General features: G+C 63.0%; 16 protein-coding genes. 5 read left to right on the top strand and 11 right to left on the bottom strand.

Going from position 1 to position 15,710, the window contains the following annotated elements; genetic code table 11:
• The first annotated feature begins 2 nt into the window (after positions 1 to 2).
• From NKI32_RS05055 to NKI32_RS05045, 3 genes are read left to right on the top strand one after another with little or no spacing between them, the layout of a single operon-like run.
• Positions 3 to 815: a carbohydrate ABC transporter permease gene (locus NKI32_RS05055; RefSeq protein WP_023671259.1), complete on the top strand. Its 813-nt coding sequence runs from the start codon at positions 3 to 5 to the stop codon at positions 813 to 815.
• Between the two features lie 15 nt (positions 816 to 830).
• Positions 831 to 1,877, top strand: coding sequence for an NAD(P)-dependent alcohol dehydrogenase (locus tag NKI32_RS05050; RefSeq protein WP_353002123.1), 1,047 nt, complete (start codon positions 831 to 833; stop codon positions 1,875 to 1,877).
• 2 nt (positions 1,878 to 1,879) lie between these two features.
• Positions 1,880 to 2,974, top strand: coding sequence for an ABC transporter ATP-binding protein (locus tag NKI32_RS05045; protein ID WP_353002121.1), 1,095 nt, complete (start codon positions 1,880 to 1,882; stop codon positions 2,972 to 2,974).
• Positions 2,975 to 3,028: 54 nt separating this feature from the next.
• On the opposite strand, the gene NKI32_RS05040 is transcribed toward NKI32_RS05045, so the two are convergent.
• From NKI32_RS05040 to NKI32_RS04995, 10 genes are all read right to left on the bottom strand, one after another.
• Entirely contained in the window at positions 3,029 to 4,615 is a 1,587-nt protein-coding gene (locus NKI32_RS05040; protein ID WP_023736918.1) for an FGGY-family carbohydrate kinase, read from the bottom strand.
• Positions 4,616 to 4,749: 134 nt separating this feature from the next.
• The gene (locus tag NKI32_RS05035) at positions 4,750 to 5,409 is read right to left on the bottom strand and encodes an HAD family hydrolase (protein WP_023689170.1); all 660 of its coding nucleotides are present in this window, start codon (positions 5,407 to 5,409) and stop codon (positions 4,750 to 4,752) included.
• Positions 5,410 to 5,420: 11 nt separating this feature from the next.
• Positions 5,421 to 6,899: a mannitol dehydrogenase family protein gene (locus NKI32_RS05030; RefSeq protein WP_023714529.1), complete on the bottom strand. Its 1,479-nt coding sequence runs from the start codon at positions 6,897 to 6,899 to the stop codon at positions 5,421 to 5,423.
• Between the two features lie 46 nt (positions 6,900 to 6,945).
• Positions 6,946 to 7,716, bottom strand: coding sequence for an L-iditol 2-dehydrogenase (locus NKI32_RS05025; RefSeq protein ID WP_353002118.1), 771 nt, complete (start codon positions 7,714 to 7,716; stop codon positions 6,946 to 6,948).
• On the bottom strand, positions 7,713 to 8,717 hold the full coding sequence (locus NKI32_RS05020; RefSeq protein ID WP_023689168.1) for an ABC transporter ATP-binding protein: 1,005 nt from the start codon (positions 8,715 to 8,717) through the stop codon (positions 7,713 to 7,715). Before NKI32_RS05020 ends, NKI32_RS05025 begins: the two co-directional genes overlap by 4 nt.
• A 50-nt stretch (positions 8,718 to 8,767) precedes the next feature.
• Positions 8,768 to 9,592, bottom strand: coding sequence for a carbohydrate ABC transporter permease (locus NKI32_RS05015; RefSeq protein WP_023671250.1), 825 nt, complete (start codon positions 9,590 to 9,592; stop codon positions 8,768 to 8,770).
• Between the two features lie 11 nt (positions 9,593 to 9,603).
• Positions 9,604 to 10,476, bottom strand: a complete 873-nt coding sequence (locus tag NKI32_RS05010) for a carbohydrate ABC transporter permease (protein ID WP_023711367.1) — start codon at positions 10,474 to 10,476, stop codon at positions 9,604 to 9,606.
• Between the two features lie 122 nt (positions 10,477 to 10,598).
• Entirely contained in the window at positions 10,599 to 11,909 is a 1,311-nt protein-coding gene (locus tag NKI32_RS05005; RefSeq protein ID WP_352762022.1) for an ABC transporter substrate-binding protein, read from the bottom strand.
• A gap of 243 nt (positions 11,910 to 12,152) precedes the next feature.
• A complete protein-coding gene (locus NKI32_RS05000; protein ID WP_155921639.1) occupies positions 12,153 to 12,494 on the bottom strand; it encodes a hypothetical protein in 342 nt (113 codons plus the stop codon).
• A 117-nt stretch (positions 12,495 to 12,611) separates the two neighbouring features.
• The gene (locus NKI32_RS04995) at positions 12,612 to 13,520 is read right to left on the bottom strand and encodes a LysR substrate-binding domain-containing protein (RefSeq protein WP_023739716.1); all 909 of its coding nucleotides are present in this window, start codon (positions 13,518 to 13,520) and stop codon (positions 12,612 to 12,614) included.
• A gap of 110 nt (positions 13,521 to 13,630) precedes the next feature.
• Here NKI32_RS04995 and NKI32_RS04990 point away from each other — a divergent pair, with 110 nt between their 5' ends.
• The gene (locus tag NKI32_RS04990) at positions 13,631 to 13,816 is read left to right on the top strand and encodes a hypothetical protein (protein WP_023671244.1); all 186 of its coding nucleotides are present in this window, start codon (positions 13,631 to 13,633) and stop codon (positions 13,814 to 13,816) included.
• 35 nt (positions 13,817 to 13,851) lie between these two features.
• Here NKI32_RS04990 and NKI32_RS04985 read toward each other — a convergent pair whose 3' ends face one another.
• Positions 13,852 to 14,811, bottom strand: a complete 960-nt coding sequence (locus NKI32_RS04985) for a sugar-binding transcriptional regulator (protein ID WP_023671243.1) — start codon at positions 14,809 to 14,811, stop codon at positions 13,852 to 13,854.
• A gap of 219 nt (positions 14,812 to 15,030) precedes the next feature.
• Between NKI32_RS04985 and NKI32_RS04980 the strand changes: the two genes are divergently transcribed.
• On the top strand, positions 15,031 to 15,663 hold the full coding sequence (locus NKI32_RS04980; protein ID WP_023693084.1) for an HAD family hydrolase: 633 nt from the start codon (positions 15,031 to 15,033) through the stop codon (positions 15,661 to 15,663).
• Positions 15,664 to 15,710 lie beyond the last annotated feature (47 nt).

The following is a 15,710-nucleotide window of genomic DNA, read 5'->3' as shown; positions in this document are numbered from 1 at the left end:
GCATGAGACCGGGCCGCCTCATCGGCAAGATCATCCTAGCCTTCGCCGGCTTCATGGCGGTGTTTCCGCTCGCCTGGACGGCGGTCAATTCGCTGAAGAACAATGTCGACATCATCACCCGCGTGCCGCGCCTGGTGTTTACCCCGACCTTCGACAATATCAGCTACATCATCGGCCGCGACAGCGTCATGACCGGTCTCTATAACTCGGTCATTTCCTGCGGCGTCGCCGTGCTGATCGGCGTCATGCTCGGCCTTCCGGCAGCCTATGCGGTGGCGCGCTATCCCAATCGCTTCGCTGGCGACATCCAGTTCTTCGTGTTGTCGCTGCGCTTCCTGCCCCCGGTGGCGGTCGCCATTCCGCTGATGGTGATCTGGCTGCAGATCGGGCTCTACGACACCTTGCCGGCGCTGATCGTCACCTATTCGCTGCTCACCATCTCGGTGATCATGTGGCTCGCCATTCCCGCCTTCCAGGCCGTGCCGAAAGAAATCGAGGAAGCCGCTTTCGTCGACGGCTACGGCGCTTACTCGGTGTTCTGGCGCATTGCGCTGCCGGTAGCGGCGCGCTCGCTGATCGGCGCCGTCGCCTTCAGCTTCGTGCTGGTGTGGAACGAATTCCTGATCGCGCTGATGCTGTCCAGTTCCAACGCCAAGACATTGCCGATCGTCGCTTCCGAACTTTCACAGCAAGGCATGAACGTGCCGTGGGGAATCCTCAACGCCTCGGTCGTGCTGTTGTCGCTACCGCCGCTGCTGTTCCTCGGCGTGCTCAGCGGCTTCCTGAATTCCGTTTTCCGGCAAAAAAAGACTTGATGCGAGGACTTACCTATGCGGGCACTGGTGCTTGAGAAAAAAGGCGAACTGTCGCTGCGCGAGATCGCGCTGCCGCTCGACGTCGGACCGGGCGATGTCAAGATCGCCATCCACACGGTCGGCGTCTGCGGCAGCGACGTGCACTATTACACCCATGGCGCCATCGGCAGCTATGTCGTGCGGGCCCCGATGGTGCTCGGCCACGAAGCCGCGGGAACGATCGTCGAGATCGGCGCCAATGTCGGCACGCTGAAGGTCGGCGACCGCGTCTGCATGGAGCCGGGCGTGCCGAACCTGTCGTCGCGCGCGACCAGGCTCGGCATCTACAATGTCGACCCTGACGTCTCCTTCTGGGCGACGCCGCCTGTGCATGGCGTGCTGGCGCCCTATGCCGTGCACCCGGCCGCCTTCACCTACAGACTGCCGGACAATGTCACCTTCGCCGAAGGCGCGATGGTCGAACCCTTTGCCATCGGCATGCAGGCGGCGCGCCGCGCCCGCATCGTGCCTGGCGACGTCGCCGTCGTCGTCGGCTGCGGCCCGATCGGCATCATGATCGCGCTGGCGGCGCTGGCCGGCGGCTGCTCGAAGGTGCTGATCTCCGATTTTTCCGCACCCAAGCTCAAGATTGCCGCGCAATATCCCGGCATCGTGCCGGTCAATATAGGTGAGCAATCGCTGGTCGACGCAGTCTCCGCCGCGACCGACAATTGGGGCGCGGATATCGTGTTCGAGGCGAGCGGCAGCCCGAAGGCATTCGCCGACCTGTTCGATGTCGTGCGGCCGGGCGGCGCGGTGGTGCTGGTCGGACTGCCGGTCGAACCGGTCACTCTCAACGTTCCGGCGGCGATCTCCAAGGAAGTGCGCATCGAGACGGTGTTCCGTTACGCCAACATCTTCGACCGCGCGCTGCAGCTGATCGCCTCGGGGAAGGTCGACCTCAAGCCGCTGATCACCGGCACTTATGATTTCTCGGACAGCATCGAGGCCTTCGAGCGGGCGGCGCAAGGCAAGCCGCAAGACGTCAAGCTGCAAATCCTTCTTACCGGCGAGAAGGGCTGACCATGTCCGCGATCGTTTGCTCCCATGTCGACAAGGCTTACGGCGCCACCACCGTCATCCGCGACCTCAATCTCTCGATCGAGGAGCACGAATTCGTCGTATTCCTCGGCCCGTCCGGCTGCGGCAAGTCGACCTTGCTCAGGATGCTGGCCGGACTGGAGGATATCAGCGGCGGCGAAGTGTCGATCGGCGGCAAAGTGGTCAACGATCTCGAGCCCGGCGAGCGCGGCATTGCCATGGTTTTCCAGAACTATGCGCTCTACCCGCATATGACGATCTTCGACAACATCGCCTTTGGGCTCAAGCGACAGAAAGTGCCCCCGGCCGAGATCCGGAAGCGGGTCGAGGCGGTGGCAGAGACGCTCGGCCTCGAACCTTACCTCGCCCGCAAGCCGACCGAACTTTCCGGCGGCCAGCAGCAGCGCGTGGCGATTGCGCGCGCCATGATCAAGACGCCGAAAGTGTTCCTGTTCGACGAGCCGCTGTCGAATCTCGACGCCAAACTTCGCAACCATATGCGGGTCGAAATCGCCCGCCTGCACCAGTCGCTGAAGACCACTACCGTCTATGTCACCCACGACCAGCTCGAAGCGATGACGCTGGCCGACCGGATAGTGCTGCTCAGGGATGGCGTCATCGAACAGATCGGCTCGCCGGCCGAGATCTATCGCCAGCCGGGCAATCTGTTCGTCGCCGGCTTCATCGGTACGCCGAACATGAATTTCATCGACGTGGCCGTCGGGCGGAAGGACGAACGCTGGACGCTGACAGGCGGCGGCTCGACCTTCTTCATAGAAGGCCTGGGCTTCGATCTGCGCGGCGTCCATCGCGCCGTGCTTGGAATCCGACCGCCGGACCTGAAGACCGCCGGTGCTCAGAGCATCAATCTTCTGCAAGGCACCGCCGACCTCATCGAGTTCCATGGCAATGACGCGCTGGTGACGTTCGCCTGCGGCGGCAAGGAGGCCGGCGCATTGGTATCGGCCCGCGAATGCCCGGCGTTGCGCGCGCCTGTGCGCTACACATTCGAGGAGGAGAGCGTGCATCTGTTCGACGCGGCGACCGGCGCATCCTTGCGCCGGCGAGAGGAGGCCTAGATTTGGTACGCAATTCCGGACGGAAAACCGTTTCACGCTTTTCCTGGAATTGCTCTAGCTGATGGCGTCGAGCTCCTGCCGCTGGCGGTGCATTTCGAGGAAGACCTTGTAGTCGCGGTCAAAGCGGCCTGAAGCGGCCGGGTTCGAAGCGCGGGTTCTGCCGCCTTGCTGCATGGCGACGCAAGCGGCATTCAGGTCCGGGAACAGACCGGCCGCGGTGGCGGCGACCATGCCGGTGCCGAGCAGAACGGCTTCGTCGGCCAGCGGCTCGATCACCGCGCAGCCGGTGGCGTCGGCATAGAGCTCCATCAGCAACGGGTTCTTGGTGTGGCCGCCGGTGACATGCAGCGTGTCTATGAGATAGCCGTTCTCGTTCAGCGCCTCCAGCACATGGCGCACGCCGAGCGCGATGCCGACGGCGGTGCGCCAATACAGCTTGCACAGGCTGTCGAAGGAGGAATCCAGCGTCAGCCCGCTGACCACGCCGACCGCATGCGGATCGGCAAGCGGCGAGCGGTTGCCATGGAAATCCGGCAGCACATGCAGCCTTGCCGCCAGCTTGTCACCTTCGGTGCTGCGCAGTTCGGCGACGCGCCTGGCGATTTTTGCATGCATGGCCGCGTCCGGCTCGCCGCCGGCGCCGTGCCAGCGGATGATATGGTCGAGCAGCGCACCGGTCGCCGACTGGCCGCCTTCCGACAGCCAGAGTTTTGGCAGTGCGGCGCCATAGTATGGACCCCAGACGCCGGCGAAAGGCTGCGGGTCGGGCGACATCGCCATGACGCAGGACGAGGTTCCGGCGATCAATGCCAGATGGCGGCCGATATTCTGCTCGTCGCCAGCAAAGCCGCCGAGCACGCCAAGCGCGCCGGCATAGGCATCGATGACGCCGGCGCCGACCCGACAGTTTTCGCTCAAGCCCAACTCCGCCGCCGCTTCAGGGGTGAGCGTGCCGATGTCTGCGCCGACAGCGCTTGCCTTCTCCGGCAGGCTGCCGTGTTCGAACAGATCGCCAAGCCCGACCCTGTCGAAGAAGTCACGGCGCCAGCCGGTTTCCTCATGCGCCAGATAGGTCCATTTGGCGGTCAGCGTGCATTGCGAGCGCGCCAGCGACCCGGTCGCCTTCCAGGTCAGGAAATCGGTGAGGTCGAATAGGTAGCCGGCTTCATGCCAAGTTCCCGGCAGATTGCGCTTCAGCCACATCAGCTTCGGCGTCGCCATTTCCGGCGACATGACGCCACCGATATAGTCGAGTACGGCGTGGCCGCTATCGGTGCATTCATCTGCCTCGGCGATGGCGCGATGGTCGAGCCAGACGATGGTGTCCCAGCGCCGTTCGCCCGTCACCGAGACGCTGAGCTGGCCGGCATTCCTGTCCAGCACCACCAGCGAGCAGGTGGCGTCGAACGACATGCCGACAATATCGTCGGCTGACACACCGGCCTTTTCGCGCGCGGCACGCACCGCGATGCACACAGCCGACCAGATATCCTGCGAATTGTGCTCGGCGTGATCGGCCTGCGGCTGGTTCATGACGATCGGATGCTCGGCGCGGCCGAGCAAGGTGCCTGACGTGTCGAGAATGCCCGCGCGGGCGCTCCCGGTGCCGACATCGACCGCGCAAACGAAGCTTTTCGTCAAGATGCTTTTACTCTCGCTCCCTAGAGCCGGATGATTTCAGGTCTGTTCGACCTGAAATCTGAATCCGTCTCTAAATCAAAGAAGTAGAGCATGATGTCGTCCGAAAACCGCTTCACACTTTTCGGCATCATGCTCTAGCCTGCAATCAGATCGGGCAATTGCAGCATGTCCGCGAATATAAAGTCCGGTTCACTCGACGCAAGCCGCGCTTTCAAGGCCGGGTTGCCGGCGTGCGAACCGCCGGTGAAAGCAAAGACGCGCATGCCGGCCGCACGCGCCGCCGCGATGCCGGCAGGGCTGTCCTCGATTACGATGCAATTACCGGGATGCGCGCCCATGGCGGCGGCGGCATGGAGAAAAAGATCCGGCGCCGGCTTGCCGCGCGCGACCATGGCAGCGCTGAACAGATGGGGCTCGAGCAGGCCGAGCAGGCCGGTAACGTCGAGCGCATAGCGAATGCGGTCGAGCGTGCCGGAGGAAGCGACGCAGCAGGGCACGCCCAGCCTCGGCAGGATGTCGCTGATGCCGGGAATCGGCTTCAGCTCCTCGCGGAATTTGCGCATCAGCTCGACGCGCATATCGGTCAGATGCACGTCGGTGATGTCGATGGTGAAATCGCGAAGAAGTATCTCGCGCACGCTCTTCATGCTCTTGCCTAGGAAATGCTCGTAGGCCGCATCCTCGCTGACCGAGCCCCCGGCGGCAGAGATCATGCCGAGCAGAGCCGAAACCGACAGCGCCTCGCTGTCGACCAGCACGCCGTCACAGTCGAAGATGACCAGTTCGGGCGTCATTGCGGCTGGCGTCAGAGCTTGCCGGAGATGTAGCGCGTCAGCGTCGCGCGCGTGCCATTCGCCCACAAGACGTTGAGCGCATGGGCAAAGGCCTCGGCGAACGCCGCCGAGCGGCCGACATCGCCATAGATGTCCTCCATCGCAAGCCAGGCGCCGGGCGCATCCTTCGCCGCCTTGGCGGTTGCCTGCAGCCGGTCCCAGCTCGGGTCGTTGGCTTCGATGTCGGCGCCGCTGTCGGTGGTGCCGAAGCAATAGCGGCACCACAGCGCCGATTCCAGCGCGAGACCCGCAACGCTCTTCCCGGCTTTCAGCCGGTCGGCGATGGTCGGGATGATGAATTTCGGCTGCCGGTTGGAACCGTCGAGGCAAAGCCGGCGGATGGTGTCGCCGATCTTGGGGTTGGAAAAGCGGTGCTCGATGAGCTGGTAATAATCCTCCAGCACGGTGTCCGGCACCGGCGGCACGGTCGGGATGATCTCGTCATGCTCGAGCTTGGCGAGGAAGCCGCGCACCAGCGGCTCCTGCATCGCCTCATGGACGAAATGGATGTCCATCAACCCTGCGGGATAAGCGATCGTGGCATGACCGCCATTGAGGATGCGGATCTTCATCAGCTCATAGGGCGCGACATCCCTCACGAATTGCACACCGACCTTTTCCAGCGGCGGGCGGCCGTCGGTGAAATGATCCTCCAGCACCCATTGCTTGAACGGCTCGCAGAACACCGGCCAGTTGTCCTCGAGGCCGAACTCGGTGGCGAGAATACCGCGCTCGCGGTCGGAGGTGGCGGGGGTGATGCGGTCGACCATGCCGTTGGGAAAGGCGACATTGTCGCTGACCCAGTTTGCCAGATCCTCGTCGATCAGCCGGGCGAGGCCGATGACGCCATCCGAGGTGACATGGCCATTGTGAGGGATGTTGTCGCAGGACATGACGGTGAACGGCACGATGCCGTCGGCCCGGCGGCGCATCAGGCCCGCAAGGATGAGGCCGAACACCGTCTTCGGCGTCGTGCCTGCCTGTGCGTCGGCGACGATGTCGGGGTGGGTCGGGTTGAACTTGCCGGAGGCCGGATCGATGAAATAACCGCCTTCCGTGATGGTCAGCGAGACGATCTTGATCGCCGGATCGGCGAGCTGGTCGATGATGGCATCGGCATCGCCGGGCGTCAGGAAGTCGATCATGACGCCGGTGACGCGGGCGCTCATATGGTCGGAATCCTGCTCGACCACGGTGGTCAGCCAGTCCTGCTCCTGCAGCTTGGAACGGCCGATTTTTTCGCCCTCGAAGACCCCGGCGCCGACCAGCGCCCAGTCATGGCCGATGCCTGAATTGAAGAGATCGTCGAGGTAGACCGCCTGATGCGAGCGATGGAAATTGCCGACGCCGAAATGGACGATACCGGGTTTGAGCCTGGAGCGATCATATCTGGGACCGGCGACCTTGGCGGGGAGTTCCGAGAGGATCGAGGAGGAGAGTTTCACGGTCATTTTTTTACCCTTTTGGCCGGGCTGCGGCCTTCGTGATCCCGGCCCATCAACTCATCCATTGGCCGCCATCGACATTGTAGGTCTGGGCGACGATGTATTCGGCGTCGTCGCTGGCCAGGAAGACCGCCATGCCGGTCAGGTCCTCCGGCTTGCCCATGCGGCCATAGGGCACGCCCTCGCCGACCAGCCGCTTCTTCTCGCCCTTCGGCCGGTTCTCATATTTGGCAAACAGCGCATCGACCTCATCCCACATATCGCTGTCGACGACGCCGGGCGCGATGCCATTGACGTTGATGCGGTGCTTGATCAGGTCGAGCCCGGCGGACTGGGTCAGCGAAATCACCGCGGCCTTGGTGGCGCAATAGACGGCGACCAGCGGCTCGCCGCGCCGTCCTGCCTGGCTGGCGATGTTGATGATCTTGCCGCCCTTGCCCCTTGCGATCATCGAACGCGCCGCTGCCTGCAGCATGAACAAGGTGCCGGCGACGTTGACGGAGAACAATTTGTCGTAGCTTGCTTTGGTGATCTCGACGATCGGCGCCAGGTCGAACAAGGCAGCGTTGTTGATCAGTATGTCGAGGCCGCCGGTCTTTGTTTCAACCGCATTGACCGCCGCATGGATCGAAGCAAGGTCGCTGACGTCGAGCCTGACCGGATAGGAGTTGGCGCCAATCTCGGCGGCTGTCTTTTCGGCAGCCGCCAGATTGATATCGGCAATGGCGACGGTCGCACCCTCACGCACATAAGCTTCGGCGAAGGCCTTGCCGATGCCGCGTGCTGATCCGGTGACCAGCGCCGATTTGCCTTTCAGCCTCACTGCGTCAGCGCCTTTCCGTCGGGGCCGAAGCGATGCATGCGGACCTTGTCCGGCGTCAAATAGATGGTGTCGCCATGGCGTACGGCCAGTTCGCCATCGGCGCGTACCGTCAGCGGACCGACGCCGTCGGCCTGGACATGCAGGAAGGTGTCGGAGCCCAGATGCTCGGCGACGCCGACAAGGGCTTTCCAGTCACCCGCCGTGGTCGATATCCCCATATGCTCGGGACGGATGCCGATGGTCTTGGCGTTGTATTTGGCCGCCGGCGCACCTTCGATCAGGTTCATTTTCGGCGAACCGATGAAGCCCGCCACGAACAGGTTCTTCGGCGACTTGTAGAGTTCCATCGGCGAGCCGACCTGTTCGATGTTGCCGGCGTTGAGCACGACGATCTTGTCGGCCATGGTCATGGCTTCGATCTGGTCGTGGGTGACGTAGACCATCGTCGTCTTGAGCTGATGGTGGAGCTCGCTGATTTCGAGCCGCATGGTGCCGCGCAGTGCGGCATCGAGGTTGGACAGCGGCTCGTCGAACAGGAAGGCCGAGGGCTGGCGCACGATGGCGCGGCCGATGGCGACGCGTTGCCGCTGGCCGCCGGAGAGCTGGCCGGGCCGGCGTTCGAGATAGTTGGTGAGGTTGAGGACCCGGGCTGCGTCCTTCACCTTCTTGTCGATCGTCGCCACATCTTCGCCCGCCATCTTCAGCGGGAAGCCGATGTTCTTGGCCACCGTCATATGCGGATAGAGCGCATAGGACTGGAATACCATGGCCAGCTTGCGCTTGGCCGGCGCCTCGCCGGTGACGTCACGGCCATCGATGTTGATGGTGCCCCCGCTGGTGTCCTCGAGCCCGGCGATGAGGCGCAGCAACGTGGACTTGCCGCAACCCGACGGCCCGACGAAGACGACGAACTCGCCATTCTCGATGACCAGGTCGAGGCCTGGAATGATGACCGTCGATCCGAAATGCTTGGAGACGTTCTTGAGCGTGATGTTTCCCATGGTTTCCTCCCCGAGGGGTTATTTGGCCGGATTGCTTCAGGCAACGTCCGTTATTTTACCGCGCCGAATGTCAGGCCGCGCACCAGCTGCTTCTGGCTGAACCAGCCCATGATCAGGATGGGGGCGATGGCCAGCGTCGAGGCCGCCGAAAGCTTGGCCCAGAACAGGCCTTGCGGGCTCGAGAACGAACTGATGAAGGCCGTCAGCGGCGCTGCCTCGGTGGTGGTCAGGCGGATGGTCCAGAACGCTTCGTTCCACGCCAGGATGATGTTGAGCAGCATGGTCGATGCGATGCCCGGCACGGCCATGGGGGTCAGCACATAGACGATCTCGCCCCACAAGGTGGCGCCGTCCATGCGTGCCGCTTCCAGGATCTCGCCGGGGATTTCGCGGAAGTAGGTGTAGAGCATCCAGATCACGATGGGCAGGTTGATCAGCATCAGCATGATCATCAGGCCGATGCGGCTGTCGAGCAGTCCGGCATCGCGGAAGATGAGGTAGATCGGGAACAGCACGGCAACCGCCGGCATCATCTTGGTCGAGAGCATCCACATCAGGATGTCCTTGGTCCACTTGCCCGGCGAGAAGGCCATCGACCAGGCGGCCGGAACCGCGACTATCAGGGCCAGGATGGTCGAGCCGACCGAGAGCAGCACCGAGTTGAAGAAGAACTTGAAGTAGCCGCTCTGCGCCTGGACCTCGGTATAGCTCTCGAACGTCCCCGACGGGATCAGCGCGAAGCCCTGGATGGCCTCCTGCTCCGACTTGAACGAGGTGATGATCGTGTAGAGGATCGGGAAGAAGATCAGCAGCGCGACGATCCAGGCGGCGCCTGTCGCAATGACCTTGTGTTGGGTGGTGACTGCACGTGCCATCGTATCCTCCCTTACTTGTCCAGGTTCTTGCCGACCGCGCGCATGGCGAAGAAGGCGACGATGTTGGCGAGAATGACGGCGATGACACCGCCGGCCGATGCCTGGCCGATTTTGAACTCCAGCAATGCCTTCTGGTAGACGAGGAAGGGCAGGTTGGTGGAGGCATAGCCGGGTCCGCCATTGGTGGTGACCAGGATTTCGGCATAGACCGACAGCAGGAAGATGGTCTGGATCAGGATGACGACGGTGATGGCGCGCGACATGTGCGGCAGCGTCAGATAGATGAAGCGGCTGACGAAGCCGGCGCCGTCCATCTCGGCGGCTTCCTTCTGCTCGCCGTCGAGCGACTGCAGGGCGGTCAAAAGGATCAGCGTTGCGAAGGGCAGCCATTGCCAGGCGACGATGATGATGATGGCCAGCATCGGATGCTGCCCGAACCAGTCGATTGGCTGGGCGCCGAAGAAGCGCGCAATGTCGGCAAAGACGCCGTATTGCGGGTGCATGATCATGTTCTTCCAGACAAGTGCAGCCACCGGCGGCATGACGAAGAACGGAGAGATGACGAGGATGCGCACGATCCCCTGTCCCCACATCGGCTGATCGATCAACAGCGCCAGCATGATGCCGCCGATCACGGTGATCAGCAGCACGCTGCCGACCAGGACGAGCGTGTTCAGGATCGATTGCAGGAATGCCGGGTTGGAATAGAACAGCGAGTAGTTCGAGAACCAGACGAAGCCGTCGCGGATCGGGTTCAGCGGATTGTATTGCTGGAAGGAGAACCAGAAGGTGATGACCAGCGGCACGATCATCCAGACGAACAGCAACACGACGGACGGCGCCATCATGAAGCGGGCAAGCGAACGGGTCTGCTGAGTAGCCATGACGGTCACCCTTCACTAGTCGGACTGAATTTTCACAGCGGGGAAAAAGCGGCCGCCCGAACTGGGACTCGGGCGGCCATCGCCGGTCAGGAGGCGACCGGCGTTCGGCACCGGGAGGAGCCTTACTTGATATAACCGCCTTCGGTCATGGTCGCCGTGGCGGCGTCCTGCGCCTGCTTGAGCGCGTCGTCTACGCTGGTCTGGCCGGCGAGCGCCGCCGAGAACAGCTGGCCAACGGTTGTGCCGAGGCCCTGGAACTCAGGAATGGCGACGAACTGCACACCGACATAGGGCACCGGCTTGACCGTCGGATGCGCCGGATCGGCGGCATTGATCGAGTCCAGCGTCATCTTGGCGAACGGGGCCGCCTTCTGGTACTCGGGATTGGCGTAGAGCGAGGAACGCGTTCCCGGAGGAACGTTGGCCCAGCCTTCCTTGGAAGCGACCAGTTCGGCATAGTGCTTGCTCGTCGCCCATGAGACGAACTTCTGGGCGGATTCCGCCTTCTGCGTGCCTGCGGGGATCGCCAGCGACCATGCCCAGAGCCAGTTGGCGCGCTTGCCGAGGCCATTGTCCGGCGCCAAAGCATAACCGACCTTGTCGGCCACCTTCGAGGCCTTCGGATCCGAGACGAAGGACGCCGCCACGGTGGCGTCGATCCACATGCCGCACTTGCCTTGCTGGAACAGAGCCAGATTCTCGTTGAAGCCGTTGGACGAAGCGCCTTCCGGACCGTCGGCCTTCATCAGGTCGACATAGAACTGCAGTGTGTTCTTCCATTCCGGCTGGTCGAACTGCGGCTTCCAGTTCTCGTCGAACCAGCGGGCGCCAAACGAGTTGGACATGGCCGTCAGGAACGCCGTGTTCTCGCCCCAGCCGGCCTTGCCGCGCAGGCATACGCCGTTCACGCCATTGGCGCGGTCGGTCATCTTGTCGGCGGCCTGCTTAATGAAGTCCCAGGTCGGGGCATCGGGCATGGTCAGCCCGGCCTTCTCGATCAGGTCCTTGCGGTACATGACGAAGGAGCTTTCGCCGTAGAAGGGCGCGGCATAGAGCTTGCCGTCGACCGAGAGGCCGCCGGCGATGGCCGGGATGATGTCCTTGGCGTCATAGTCGTCGCCGAGCTTGTCGAGCGGCAACAGCCAGTTCTGCTTGGCCCAGATCGGAACCTCGTAGGTGCCGATGGTCATAACGTCATACTGGCCGCCTTTGGTGGCGATGTCGGTGGTGACGCGCTCGCGCAGCACGTTCTCTTCGAGCGTGACCCAGTTCAGCTGGATGTCGGGGTTCGCCTTGGTGAAGTCGTCCGTCAGCTTTTGCATGCGGACCATGTCGCCATTGTTGACCGTGGCGATGGTGATGGATTCGGCGTGTGCGGCAAAAGCGAAAGCGCTGGCCGACAACAAGCCCAGGGTGAGCGTGCGCAGTTTCATCAAATTCCTCCCATGAACCAAGATGAGCATTTGCCTTGGTAATGGGCAATTACTCACTTGGCGTTAATTATGTCAAGCCGGATTCGATGCTGCAGCGCAGCACACGGGGCAGGTGCGCGACGTTGCGCGCGTAGAGGATATTGAATGGATTTGGGAAGCTGTTTGCACGGGATGTAAGAGCGGGTTGATGCCGACCCATCGCAACCCAATCATGGCGCCAAGGGAGCGATAGGGCCCAGCCCGTCAGCCGTGGGACGGGTAGCTTCCCACGGAATATTCGAAAACCCTGCCGTCGCGTGTTTGCTTGGCTCTGGTCAGCACTTCCGTCACCTGGATCCAGCTGGGCTCGTCCTTGCGCAGCCTAACTTCCCGGCCGATTACCTTCACGGCAGCTTGAAACGGCGTAAATGCTTCGATCACGTGCGTCGTGCGCACGGTGTTGTTTTCGATTTCTTCGACGCGATAGACTTTCATCAGCCGGCTGATCGACCCTGTTTCAATCTGCAGACGATTGATCCTGCTCAATTGGGTCGTCACAAGCACAAGCCTATGCCGGGCGAGTGATATCGACAGCGTTTTTGTCAAGCTTGGTTAACCCGGCGGCCCGATCGCACTGTTGGTCCGCGAAAGCGAGCATTCGTCGCGGATCCATGGCTCGCTTTGCAGATCGATCTCGGAAATCAGTACGCGAATCGCTCGCCGTCAGGCGCAGGCGATCTCGGCCAGGATCCAGTCCCGGAAGGCTTTTATCTTCGGCACGTTGCGACGCGCCGTCGGGTAGACCAGCCAATAGGCGTGGCCGTCGTCGCCGACCAGGTCGAAGGGCTGGATCAGGCGGCCGGCGGCGAGCTCGGTCTTGAACAATGCGGTGGTCAGGATCGCAACACCATGGCCGGCGATGGCCGCGTTCGCCTCATAGGCCTGCGCGCCCATGCTGGTGCCGGTGCGCCTGGCAAGTTCGTCCGCCGGGACGCCGGCAAGGGCGAACCATTCCCGCCACCAGATGTCGCCGGGATCGAGAATGGGCAGCTTGAACAGGTCGGCGGGTTCGTGGACGCCACCTATGGTGGCAGCGAGTGCCGGGCTCAGCACCGGGGTGAAATCGGCCTTGAACAAAAGATGGGTCTCCACTCCATGCCACTTGCCGCTGCCGGAGCGGATAGCGATGTCCATGTCCTCGCGGGCAAAATCGATCACCCTGTTCGAGGTATCGACGCGCACCGCCAGCGACGGATGCGCGACCTGGAAGGAGCCGAGGTGCTGCGCCAGCCAGTTCGAGGCAAAGGTCAGCAGCGTCGAGACGCACAGCACACCATCGGCGCCCCCACGCGCGGCGGAATAGGCGCTTGAGAGCAGGCTGAACGCCTCGCTGACGGCGGGCGCCAGGCGCTGGCCGGGTTCCGTCAGCACAATCTGGCGCGGCTGGCGCAGGAACAGCGGCGAACCGATGCGCTCTTCCAGAAGCTTGATCTGGTAGCTGGCGGCGGCCTGCGTCATGCCGAGTTCCTGCGCGGCCTTGGTGAAGGAGAGATGCCGCGCGACGGCTTCGAACACCCTGATGGCCTGCAGCGGCGGCAACTGGGCGAGCTGTGGTGCCTTGAGATCGGGCATAAGCCCTCCTTATGGGTCGTGATCGACGTTTGATTGGCGGCAAGAGGCAATCAGGCCGATATCTGGTGTCAACGATCAATCAAGTTCAAGCATAGCGGAGGCTGAAGATCATGACCACGGTACAGCAAAAGCTCCATTCGACCCCGGCGCAGAGCTGGTTTTCCCTGCTGGTGCATGAATTTTCCCTGCTTGTGCACCGCCGGCGCGGCTACGTCGACGTCCGGGAGTTGTCGCCGCATCTGCAGCGCGACATGGGTTTTCTCGACGGCAACGACCCGTCCGGGCGCTGCAAATAAACGTGTTGGATTTTATCGATGGACCGCTTAATCTATCAGGAACCGTCGAGCAAGGCCGTGGCGGTCCGCTCGTCGGTGATGAGGCCATTGACCAGCCGGCGGTTCACAGCGGCCAGGATGCCCGGCAACTTACGCTCGCCCATGGCGAGCGCAATGACCAGCGACTTTTCGCGTGACGGCAAGGCTGCCGACGATACCCGGTCGTTGGTGATGCCCTCGATCATGCGGCCTTCCCGATCGAACACCCAGCCGACGATCTCGGCGACGCCGCCAGCCTTTTGCAACGCCTTCAACTCGCTTTCCGAGATAAAACCGTCCTCGTAGAGCGGCGCCTTCGGGCCGAGATCGCCGATGCCGACAAAGGTCACGTCGGCTTCCGCGGCCAGCGCCAGCGTCGGTTGGATCATCGGCTGGGCAAGCAGCATCTCGCGCTCTTCCGGCGACGAGGCGATGACCGGCAGCGGCATCGGGAACGAGCGCGCCTTGACCCGGTCGGCCATGGTGAAGATGACGTTGTAGAAGGCGGCCGAACCGTCGGGCGAGATGTTGCCGGTCAAGGACACAACCTTGTGCTGCGAGCATTCCATCGGCGGCAATTGCTCGATCGCCGCCTTCAGCGTGCGGCCGGTGCCGATGGCCAAGACGATGGGCGTCGGTGACCGCAGCCGCCGCTCGATCTCGGCCGCAGCCGCCTCGGCAATGCCGATCGTGGTCGAGGATGAGGTTGGATCGCTCGGCACCACTTCGACGAGGTCGAGCGCGAAGCGTGACTTCAGTCTAGCTGCGAGATCAAGGCAATTGGCGATCGGGTGGTCGACCCGCACCTTGATCAGCCCCTCCGACACCGCCAGCGACACCAGCCGCTGCGCCGTCTGCCGGGAAATGCCGAGCGTGGCGGCGATCTGGTCCTGGGTGTTGCCGGCAACATAGTAAAGCCAGCCGGCGCGCGCTGCCTCGTCCAGCCTGCTGCTGCCGCCATCTTGCCGCGAATTCAAAATGTGCCTCCAGCCCTGCCCCTTTGCGCGCCCTTGGGCGAAGCGTCATAGTCTTGCAGGGAATGTGTCGGCGCGCAATTGTCTATCGGCAGGGCAATTGCTTGCTGCTTCGATCCGGCCGCCGCGCGGCAACCAACCAAGCGAAAATCGCCAGCGGACGGGCTCGGCGGTTTATCTCCTGATACAAACGCTTTAAGGGGATCGGAAAAGGAGCCTCGCATGACGCCGAAAGCGGTTTTCTGGGATATGGACGGCACGCTGGTCGACAGCGAGCCGCTGCATGAGGCGGCCTTGGTGGCGGCGCTGCGCAGCGTCGGTATCACGCCGCCGGCCGACCTGCATGAGCGGGTGCTGGGCGTCGCCGCCGCACCGGTCTACGAGATGCTGCGCAGCGAGTTCGGCCTCGACCTGCCCTTCGACGACTGGATCGTGCGCAAATACGATCACTACATGCCGATGGCCGAGACGCTGAAGCCGCGCCCCGGCGCGATCGAAGTGTTCAACGAATTGCGCGCGCTCGGCGTGCAGCAGGCGGTGGTGTCCAATTCCGACCGGGTGATCGTCGATGCAAATCTGAGCGCCGTCGGCCTGATCTATCCCGGCATGCGCACGATCAGCCGAAACGACGTGCGCGAAGGCAAGCCGCATCCCGAACCGTTCCTGCGCGCCGCATGGCTGGCCGGCGTCGATCCCGCAGACGCGGTGGCCGTCGACGACAGCGTTACCGGCGCCACATCAGGCCTGGCCGCGGGGATGCGGACGATCTTCTGGCCGGAAGCGCCGATGGCAGGACCGAAGGGCGCTGTCGTGATCAACAGTGCGGAAGAGTTGCGGGCTCAGTTGGGACTCTGAGTGAGCCTATGAACGTCGGCGCTGCCCCTCATCCCCCTGCCGGGACC

This window comes from Mesorhizobium sp. M0761, assembly GCF_040320205.1.
Lineage (GTDB): Bacteria > Pseudomonadota > Alphaproteobacteria > Rhizobiales > Rhizobiaceae > Mesorhizobium.
This window is presented reverse-complemented; position numbering and strand designations above follow the sequence as displayed.

Excerpts from the sequence above, each read along its gene's own strand:
- NKI32_RS05055 (WP_023671259.1), top strand. The coding sequence starts at position 3 with ATGAGACCGGGCCGCCTCATCGGCAAGATCATCCTAGCCTTCGCCGGC.
- NKI32_RS05050 (WP_353002123.1), top strand. The coding sequence starts at position 831 with ATGCGGGCACTGGTGCTTGAGAAAAAAGGCGAACTGTCGCTGCGCGAG.
- NKI32_RS05035 (WP_023689170.1), bottom strand. The coding sequence starts at position 5,409 with ATGACGCCCGAACTGGTCATCTTCGACTGTGACGGCGTGCTGGTCGAC.
- NKI32_RS05020 (WP_023689168.1), bottom strand. The coding sequence starts at position 8,717 with ATGGGAAACATCACGCTCAAGAACGTCTCCAAGCATTTCGGATCGACG.
- NKI32_RS05045 (WP_353002121.1), top strand. The coding sequence starts at position 1,880 with ATGTCCGCGATCGTTTGCTCCCATGTCGACAAGGCTTACGGCGCCACC.
- NKI32_RS04995 (WP_023739716.1), bottom strand. The coding sequence starts at position 13,520 with ATGCCCGATCTCAAGGCACCACAGCTCGCCCAGTTGCCGCCGCTGCAG.
- NKI32_RS04980 (WP_023693084.1), top strand. The coding sequence starts at position 15,031 with ATGACGCCGAAAGCGGTTTTCTGGGATATGGACGGCACGCTGGTCGAC.
- NKI32_RS04990 (WP_023671244.1), top strand. The coding sequence starts at position 13,631 with ATGACCACGGTACAGCAAAAGCTCCATTCGACCCCGGCGCAGAGCTGG.
- NKI32_RS05015 (WP_023671250.1), bottom strand. The coding sequence starts at position 9,592 with ATGGCACGTGCAGTCACCACCCAACACAAGGTCATTGCGACAGGCGCC.
- NKI32_RS05005 (WP_352762022.1), bottom strand. The coding sequence starts at position 11,909 with ATGAAACTGCGCACGCTCACCCTGGGCTTGTTGTCGGCCAGCGCTTTC.
- NKI32_RS05010 (WP_023711367.1), bottom strand. The coding sequence starts at position 10,476 with ATGGCTACTCAGCAGACCCGTTCGCTTGCCCGCTTCATGATGGCGCCG.
- NKI32_RS05030 (WP_023714529.1), bottom strand. The coding sequence starts at position 6,899 with ATGACCGTGAAACTCTCCTCCTCGATCCTCTCGGAACTCCCCGCCAAG.